4 protein-coding genes are annotated in these 5593 nt (G+C 72.6%); 2 read left to right on the top strand and 2 right to left on the bottom strand.

Translation table 11 applies throughout. The features are described 5' to 3' along the window. Positions 1 to 141 precede the first annotated feature (141 nt). The gene (locus Q0A33_RS02980; protein ID WP_291792874.1) at positions 142 to 1146 is read right to left on the bottom strand and encodes an Lrp/AsnC family transcriptional regulator; all 1005 of its coding nucleotides are present in this window, start codon (positions 1144 to 1146) and stop codon (positions 142 to 144) included. A gap of 178 nt (positions 1147 to 1324) precedes the next feature. Here Q0A33_RS02980 and Q0A33_RS02975 point away from each other — a divergent pair, with 178 nt between their 5' ends. Together Q0A33_RS02975 and Q0A33_RS02970 are read left to right on the top strand one after the other, a co-directional pair. Next, on the top strand, positions 1325 to 2542 hold the full coding sequence (locus Q0A33_RS02975; RefSeq protein ID WP_291792871.1) for a C45 family peptidase: 1218 nt from the start codon (positions 1325 to 1327) through the stop codon (positions 2540 to 2542). Between the two features lie 178 nt (positions 2543 to 2720). Then, the gene (locus Q0A33_RS02970) at positions 2721 to 3770 is read left to right on the top strand and encodes an aldo/keto reductase (RefSeq protein ID WP_291792868.1); all 1050 of its coding nucleotides are present in this window, start codon (positions 2721 to 2723) and stop codon (positions 3768 to 3770) included. 204 nt (positions 3771 to 3974) lie between these two features. Here Q0A33_RS02970 and Q0A33_RS02965 read toward each other — a convergent pair. After that, a partial coding sequence (locus Q0A33_RS02965; protein WP_291792866.1) for a glycoside hydrolase family 3 protein occupies positions 3975 to 5593 on the bottom strand: 1619 nt, incomplete at its 5' end.

Genomic DNA, 5593 nt, shown 5'->3' with positions numbered 1-5593 from the left:
GTCTGGTACCTGCTGGGCCTGCCGATCGGCCCCGGGGTGAGCATCCGCTGAGGCCGGGGGCGGCCTCGGGGGCGGGAGCTTCCGCCGGAAGGCTCCGGCTCTCATGATCCGCGCCGCGGCAGGGCGCCTCGCCCGCGGTCCTCAGTAGAGGTGGGTGGTCGCGGCCTCCTGGGTGCGTGACCATCCGCTGCGTTTGAAGGCCTGGAGCACGTGGGAGACCTCGAAGGACTCCGCCTCCGCGGTCCAGGGCGCGGAGCTCAGCTCCGTGTGGAGCGCGGCCATGTTCCTGAAGGCGAAGTGTGCGAGCAGATGACGGTCGCCGCCGAGCGCGCTGAGGTAGCGGGTCTCCGTGCGCGCGAGGAGGCCTGCGACCAGCCGGTCGGCGGCGTCCCGGGCGGCGGTGACCGTCACGAGCGCCTCGACGGGGAAGCCCAGCAGCTCCGGCTCCGCCACGACGCGGATGCGCAGGTAGCTGTGCTGCTCCAGCCACGCCAGCCTGCGGCGCACGGTGTTCTCGGAGACCCTGCCGTGCGCGGCGAGATCCGCCGTGGTCATGCGCGCGTCCTCGGCGAGCAGCCGGAGGAGCATCCGGTCGCTGGGGGAGAGCTCCTCGTGGTCGGCGGCCTGCGGTGGGGCGGGAGGTCTGCCGGGTTCGCCCATCGCCTGCGCCTCCGCCGGAGTGAGCACGGCCGGCCGCCATTCGCTCACCGAGCGGTGGTTGCGGGTGACGGTGTCGATCCGCACGTCCGCGATCCCGTTGACGGCCGGCAGCTCGTCGAACACGAGGCCCGGATAGACTTCGGCGTCGATCCGGATCTCCGCGAACACGGAGTGTGCGCCCGTCGTGGCGTAGGAGAAGACGGTGTAGGGGCGGGCGGCGAGCCCGCTGGCCACGGTGCGCACCGCGCCCACGGAGGAGCGGATGCGGGCGATGGCGGTGCCTGTGGCGCCGCGCACTCCCACCACGCGGACGGCGCCGCTGTCCAGGAGTTCGGTGCCGCGGCGGGAGACCGAACGCGCCGATTCCCCCAGTGCGTCCGCGATCGCCGCCCAGGTGGCGCGGGGGCGGATCTGCAGGGCTGCGATGATCCGCCGGTCGAGGGCCGGGCTGCCCTCGTCGAGGCGGTGGGTGTGTCGCTCGGACATGGGGGAATCCTATGCCAGGGGTGTCCTGGCTCACTCGTGCCGGTGTCCACTCGTGCGAGGATGCGAGGGGAGGGCCGTCTCGCCGGTGCGGCGACCGGAGGCCGGCACCCGCACAGGCGGCCCGAGGGCCCGGAGCGATGAGTCAGGCCGGGAACGGCCGGAGAGGCAGAGGCGACCGATGGAACTCGTCACCTTCCGCACACAGAGCACGGCACCCGAGGTGCGCGGCCGGGAGATCGGCCTGCGTTTCAGCGCCGAGATCGCCCGGAGCGCACAGCTGTACCTGGACCTCTACCGCACCAAGGGGATCCCGGACGCCGTCGTCGCGAGGGTGATCCGGGGGAGCCGGGAAGCGCTCGCGGACTGGGACCCGGAACAGTTCGCGGAGCTGTCCGCGATGGCCGAGGCGGCGGCGAGCGTCCGGGGGCGCGCAGGCGGTGAGAATGCCGGCAGCGGTGAGCGCGGCCTCGGGCGTGGTGCCTTCACCGGCCTGGACGCCGTCCTCGCCGTCACCGCGCGGACGGAGGTCCTCGCGACGGCGGGGCGGGCCGGCCTCGGCGAGTGCTCCACGGCGGTGCTGCTGCCGCCGGGCAACGCGATGCCCTGGACCCTGCAGACCTGGGACTGGTATGCGGATCTGGTGCCGCAGGGGCTGGTGCTCGACTACACGAGCGCGGCCGGTGTGGGGGTGCGGACGTTCACGGAGTTCGGTGCTCCGGCGAAGATCGGGATCAATGCCGCCGGACTGGGCGTCCACTTCAACATCCTGCACCACGCCTCGGACCACGGCGGGGGAGGCGTGCCCGTCCACGCGGTCGCCCGGCGGGTGCTCGACCACGCGCAGACCGTCGCCGAGGCCGTGGAGATCGCACGCTCCGCACCGGTGAGCGCCTCCTCCGTGCTCACCGTCGTCACGCGGGAACCGGATGCGGTGAGCATCGAGCTGTGCCCGGACGGCGTGGGCGTGGTGCGGCCGTGGACGGGCGGCGCGGATCCGGGGACGCGGGTGCTGCTGCACACCAACCACTTCCTGGACCCGGAGCTGGCACGCGGCGATCGGGCGACGGCGAAGCTGACTGCCGAACGCTACGCCCATCTGCAGGCGCGCAGCCATGAGCTGACGGTGCCGGAGCGGGCGCAGTACGGTGCCGGCGGTGCCGTGGCAGGGCGATCGGGGCAGGAGCCGACCGAGCGGGAGCGGAGGGACGCGGCACGCGCGGAGTTCGCCGCGGCGCTGTGCGGTCCGGACGGTGCGGGCGCTCCCATCTGCATGCGGCCGGTGCCCGGCGGCGCCCCGGAGGAGCAGGGCGAGACGCTGCTGACCGTCTCCCTCGACGTGGAGCGCGGCGAGATGGACTGCTTCGCCGGCGACCCGGAGGAGTATGCGAGGAGCTGAGGCGGCTGGAGCCGCATCATTTCCACTGGGAGAAACGCAGAGATCATACAGTGTTATAGAACGTCAGAGAGTGTGATAGAGAGCCGCAGAGTGGGCGTCTCATCTCCGCCCTTGCCTTCGAGTGCGCTCCAGGGCATACGCTCCCAGTACTCCATCCGGCACAGACAGGAGCACACACATGAGCGCGACGACGGCACTCGGGGATCTGCGGGTCTCACCGATCGGCTACGGCTGCATGGCACTCTCGCACGTCTACGGCGGCGGCCTCAGCGATGAGGAGGCGCGCGGGGCACTGAATGAGGCGATCGACGCCGGCATCACCTTCCTCGACACCGCAGACGTCTACGGCGAATCGCGGCCCGGCTCCACCGGTCCGGCCGGGACGAACGAGGAGATGCTCGCCCCGCTCCTGGCCGAACGTCGAGGGGACCTGCAGCTGGCCACCAAGTTCGGCATCAGCGGCGAGACCGTGACGGCGGCCGGTGAGAGCGGCACACCCCGCATCGCCCCGAGCGGTGTGAACGGCCGTCCCGAGTACGTCCGCACCGCGAACGAGGCCTCGCTGCGGCGTCTGGGCGTGGAGACGATCGACCTCTACTACCTCCATCGTCCGGATCCCGCGGTTCCGATCGAGGAGACGGTGGGCGCCATGGCGGAGCTGGTGGAGGCAGGAAAGGTCCGGTACCTGGGCGTGTCCGAGGTGACGGCGGACGAGCTGCGCCGGGCCCACGCCGTCCATCCCCTCACCGCCGTCCAGTCCGAATGGAGCCTGTGGTCGCGTGACGTCGAGGCGCACGTGCTGCCCGCCTGCGCGGAGCTGGGGATCGGCTTCGTGCCCTACAGCCCGCTGGGCCGCGGCTTCCTCACCGGGACGCTCACCAAGGACGCCGTGGCCGGGGACTTCCGCAGCAGCACCGCGCGGATGGGGGAGTCCTGGGACGCCAACCAGGCCGCGCTCGCACTCGTGAGCGAGGTCGCCGAGACTCTGGGCGCCACGAACTCGCAGGTGAGCCTCGCGTGGCTGTTCGCCAAGGGGCGTGAGCTGGGCGTGAGCACCGTGCCGATCCCCGGTTCACGGCGGGCCTCCCGCATGATCGAGAACCTGCGGAGCACGCAGCTGGAACTCTCCGCCGAGCAGCTGGAGCGTCTCGACGCCGTCGCGGGAATGGTGAGCGGGACGCGCAACATCCACGCGAACCCGGCCTGGATCTCCTCCGGGAGGGAGTGAGCGGGCGCTCTGCCGGCCTCCCCTCTGCCTTCCCCTCTCCTCCCCTCGCAAGTTACGTCTGCGTACCGGCCGCCTCGCACGGCCGGTACGCAGACGTAACTTGCGAGGGGGTGCTCCGAGGGGGAGGGTCTGGAGAGGTGCGGGGAGATAACGGAGCGGGCCGCTCCGGGGAGAGGTGAGGTGGGAGGGAGTGTGCCGCGCTCCTCAGCGCTGTGCGTTCGCGGTCTCCAGCAGCTCTGCGAGCTGCTCGCGGGTGACGGCGCCGCCGCTGAATCCGGTGAGTGCGGCCAGGGGGATGTCCGCCATCATGCGTGCCATGTCGACGCCCAGGCCCTCGCCGCTGGTGCCGCCGCCGTCTTCCGCTTCCTCTCCAGGCGTGCCGAACCCCATGACCGGCTGCAGCACCGCGGCCGCGACGGGATCCGCCAGCACCTCCGCCACGGTCGATTCCAGCGTGAGGGGCAGGCGGACGCTCTCTCCCTCCAGCTCGATCTCACCCGTGCAGCGCAGATCCCGGCTCGAGGCGCCCACCGCCACCTCGTATCTGCCCGGTTCCAGCACGAACCTGTCGACGCGGGTGTCCCAGTACTCGAGTTCCGTCCGCTGGATGCGCACTTCCACCCGTGCCGATTCCCCCGGCTCCAGCTCCACGTCCGCGAAGCCGCCCAGGGACCGCGGCGCCCGCGCCACGGAGGAGTCCGGGACGGAGACGTAGGCCTGGACGACCTCGCGGCCCGCGCGGTCCCCGGTGTTGGTCACCGTCACCTCGGCGACGATCTCCTCGGCCGCAGGGGCGTCCTCTCCTGCACCGGCCTCGGCGGCACGTCCGTGGGCTCCCGGCCCGGCGCCTTCGGTGTCCGCGCCGGGTCCCTGTCCGGCCTCGGCGAGGGTCTGCGTGCGGAGGGACAGACCCTCGTAGGCGAAGCGCGTGTACGAGAGCCCGTGGCCGAAGGGGAGCTCGACGGGCAGCGAGCGCGCGTCGTACCACCGGTAGCCCACGAAGAGGCCCTCGCCGTAGCGCACGTGCCGGTGCTCGCTGCGGAAGTCGAGGAAGGCCGGTGTGTCCTCGAGGCGGACCGGCAGCGTCTCCGCGAGCCTGCCGGACGGGTTCTCCTCACCGAACAGCACTGCGGCCAGCGCGCTGCCCCCGGCCTGTGCCAGAAGCGCACCGTCGAGCTCGGCCGGGGTGTGCGCGACCACGGGGGCCAGGCGCAGCGCTCCGCCGTGGGAGAGCACCACGACGGAGCGCGGCTGGACCCGGGCCACCGCGGCGAGGACCTCCAGCTGCTCGGCCGGCAGCTCGATGTCCGTGCGGTCGAAGCCCTCGGACTCCTGCGCGTCGGCGAGTCCCAGGAAGACCACGGCGGTGTCCGCGGCGCGGGCGGCGGCCACCGCCTCGGCGACCAGTGCGGGATCCGCGCCGGAGCCGTCCACAGTGAATCCCGGCGCGAAGGAGACCTCTGCCTGCGGCGCGGCGGCGCGGATCTCCTCGAGCGGCTTCTCCAGACGGGTGGGGTTCACATGCGAGCTGCCGCCGCCCTGGTAGCGCGGCGTGCGGGCGAACTCGCCGATCACCGCGAGCGATCCGCCGGTCCCCAGGGGCAGGAGGGCGTCGTCGTTCTGCAGCAGCACGATGCTGCGCGCGGCGGCCTCGCGGGCGAGGGAGTGGTGCGCTTCCGCGTCGAAGGTCTCTCCGCCCGGCTGCTCCCGCCCCGCCTGCCCGGCCCGTCCCCTCGTGGCGAGGACCGCGACGTTCCTCGCCGCCCGGTCCACCGCCGCAGGGTCCAGCTCTCCTGCGCGCACCGCTGCGACCACCTGGGCGT

Source organism: Brevibacterium sp. (assembly GCF_022712115.1).
Classification (GTDB): domain Bacteria; phylum Actinomycetota; class Actinomycetes; order Actinomycetales; family Brevibacteriaceae; genus Brevibacterium; species Brevibacterium salitolerans.
This window is presented reverse-complemented; position numbering and strand designations above follow the sequence as displayed.

What these genes read in the sequence shown, in the direction of transcription:
- Q0A33_RS02970 (WP_291792868.1), top strand. Translation starts at nt 2,721, where the DNA reads ATGAGCGCGACGACGGCACTCGGGGATCTGCGGGTCTCACCGATCGGC.
- Q0A33_RS02975 (WP_291792871.1), top strand. Translation starts at nt 1,325, where the DNA reads ATGGAACTCGTCACCTTCCGCACACAGAGCACGGCACCCGAGGTGCGC.
- Q0A33_RS02980 (WP_291792874.1), bottom strand. Translation starts at nt 1,146, where the DNA reads ATGTCCGAGCGACACACCCACCGCCTCGACGAGGGCAGCCCGGCCCTC.